This window comes from Pseudarthrobacter sp. CCNWLW207 (genome assembly GCF_037203945.1).
Taxonomy (GTDB): Bacteria; Actinomycetota; Actinomycetes; order Actinomycetales; family Micrococcaceae; genus Arthrobacter.
The window spans coordinates 1-2,460 of the sequence record NZ_JBBCBS010000031.1 but is presented as its reverse complement, the minus strand read 5'-3'; the positions used below and the strand labels follow the sequence as shown (position 1 = coordinate 2,460).

Annotated in this window: 3 protein-coding genes; all 3 read left to right on the top strand. The window is 63.1% G+C overall.

What is annotated here, in order from left to right:
- On the top strand, positions 1-576 hold a 576-nt coding region (locus V9L17_RS21195; RefSeq protein WP_337352793.1), incomplete at its 5' end, for an amino acid ABC transporter permease.
- Positions 573-1,340 (top strand): amino acid ABC transporter ATP-binding protein, encoded by a 768-nt coding sequence (locus tag V9L17_RS21190; RefSeq protein ID WP_337352792.1) that lies wholly within the window; start codon positions 573-575, stop codon positions 1,338-1,340. The genes V9L17_RS21195 and V9L17_RS21190, both read left to right, overlap by 4 nt.
- Before the next feature lie 2 nt (positions 1,341-1,342).
- On the top strand, positions 1,343-2,460 hold a 1,118-nt coding region (locus V9L17_RS21185), incomplete at its 3' end, for an FAD-dependent oxidoreductase (protein WP_337352791.1).

Sequence of the window (2,460 nt, the reverse complement as noted above, 5' to 3'; positions counted from 1 at the left end):
CCGGTGCTGGTGCAGTTGATCTTCTGGTTCAACATCTCCGCGCTCTACCCGAACCTGACTATCGGGATCCCGTTCACCGATATCGGCACCGCGATCGACACAAACGCCCTGATGGGGCCCATCACGGCAGCCCTGGTCGGCCTGACCCTGAACGAAGCCGCCTATATGGCCGAGATCATCCGGGGCGGGTTCTCCGCCGTCGGCAAGGGCCAGATCGAGGCAGCGGATTCGCTCGGGATGAGCGCCGGCATGAGGATGCGCAAGGTCATCATCCCCCAGGCGATGCCCTCGATCATCCCGGCAACCGGCAACCAGGTGATCGGCATGTTCAAGGGAACCTCGCTGGTCAGCGTCCTCGGCGTTGCCGAACTGCTCCAAAGCGCCCAGCTCATCTACGCCCGGACCTACGAGACCATCCCGCTGCTGCTCGTCGCCAGCCTCTGGTACCTCGTCATGACCCTGCTGCTGAGCTACCCGCAATCCAAGCTCGAACAAAAATACTCACGTTCAACCTCCCGGCTCCCCCGGAAGGCCAAACCCGTTGTGCTGACAGACCCGGAAGGTATCGCCCGATGAGCAACGACGGCACCATACTCGCCCAGAAAATCCGCAAATCCTTCGGACCCAAAACAGTCCTCAAAGACATCGACCTCGAGATCGCCAGCGGAGAGATCTGCTGCATCATCGGCCCGTCCGGCTCCGGCAAATCCACCGTCCTGCGCTGCATCAACGGCCTGGAAACAGTGGACACCGGAGTCCTGAAAGTCAACGGCGAAGACTTCGGCTACTACGAAACCGACACCGCCTACCACGCCCTGCCCCCCAAAAAACTCGCCGAACAGCGCACCCGGGTGGGCATGGTCTTCCAATCCTTCAACCTCTTCCCCAACATGACCGCCCACGAGAACATCATGTCCGGACCCGTCCTGGTCAAAAAGGCGGACAAGAAAGAGTCAGCCAAACGCGCCCACGAACTGCTCGCCAGCGTCGGCCTCGCCGGATTCGGAGACTACTACCCGGTCCAACTCTCCGGCGGACAACAACAACGCGTCGCGATCGCCCGGTCCCTCGCCATGGACCCCGAAATCATGCTCTTCGACGAACCCACCTCCGCCCTGGACCCCGAAAAAGTCGGCGAAGTCCTCGCCGTCATGAAACAACTCGCCAAAAAAGGCATGACCATGGTCGTCGTCACCCACGAAATGGGCTTCGCCCGCGAAGTCGCCGACTCCCTGATCTTCATGGACGACGGCTACATCGTCGAACGCGGCGACGCCCGCGAAGTCCTCACCAACCCCAAGGAAGCCCGCACCCAGGCCTTCCTCGAACAGGTCCTCTAACCATGGACGGAAAACTCGCCGTCATCGGCCTGGGCAGCATCGGATCCATGGCCCTCTGGCAAGCCTCCCGCCTCACCGACTCCGTCACCGGCTTCGAAGCACACACCCCCGCCCACGCCCGCAGCGCCGTCGGCGGCGACACCCGGCTCTTCCGCATGCTCTACCGCGGCAACCCCAACCTCTACCCCATCCTGGAACGCTCCCGGGATCTCTGGGCCGAACTCGAAGCCGAAACCGGCCAGCACATCCTCACCCGCTGCGGCGGACTCTCCATCGGCACCCAAAACGGCCCCTACCTCACAGCCCTGCTCGAAACCACGAGGACCAACCACGCCGACCACCACATCCTCAACCACCAGGAAATGGCCGAACGCTACCCCCAACACAACCTCCGCCCCGACGACATCGCCGTCTACGACCCCCACGCCGGCGCCCTGCGCACCGACCGCGCCGTCACAGCCGCCATCACCGCAGCCCAAACCAACGGCGCAACGATCCACACCAACACCCCCATCAACACCATCACCGAAACCCCCGACGGCGTCCTCATCACCTCCGGCAACAAAACCTGGACCTTCGAAAACGCCATCATCGCCTCCGGCGGCTGGTCCCAACGCCTCATGCCCAACTACCTGCAAAAGTCCGCAGGGCCGTACCGGATCTATCTCACGTGGTTCGCAGCCAAAGACGCATCGGAATTCTCGCCGAAGAAGTTCCCCGTCTTTATCCGGATCTCCGGGGACCGCTCCATGTATGGGGCACCCGCCGTGGACGGCGCCACAGTCAAGGCAACCCTTGACGGCCGGGGAGCGCCAACCCCGGACCCCAACGCCGTGCCCAGGGACCTCAGCGCAGCTGAAATCTCAGAAACCACCGAAACTGTCACCGAGTTCTTCCCCGGACTGTTCCCCACCATCGTCCGCTCAGACGCCTTCCCGGACCTCTTCACCACAGACGGCAACCCCCTGCTCGGCCGGTTCCACGAAGGAAGCAGAATCTACTGCGCCACCGGCTTCTCAGGCGGCGGCTTCAAAAACGCCACCGGCTACGGCGAAATCGCCGCCAACGAAGCCCTCGGCAAGCGCACCTTCGACAGCCTCAACTTCGCGCGCCCCCAACG

Bases quoted from the DNA above. Each gene is read 5' to 3' on its own strand.
- V9L17_RS21190 (WP_337352792.1), top strand. From the start codon at position 573: ATGAGCAACGACGGCACCATACTCGCCCAGAAAATCCGCAAATCCTTC.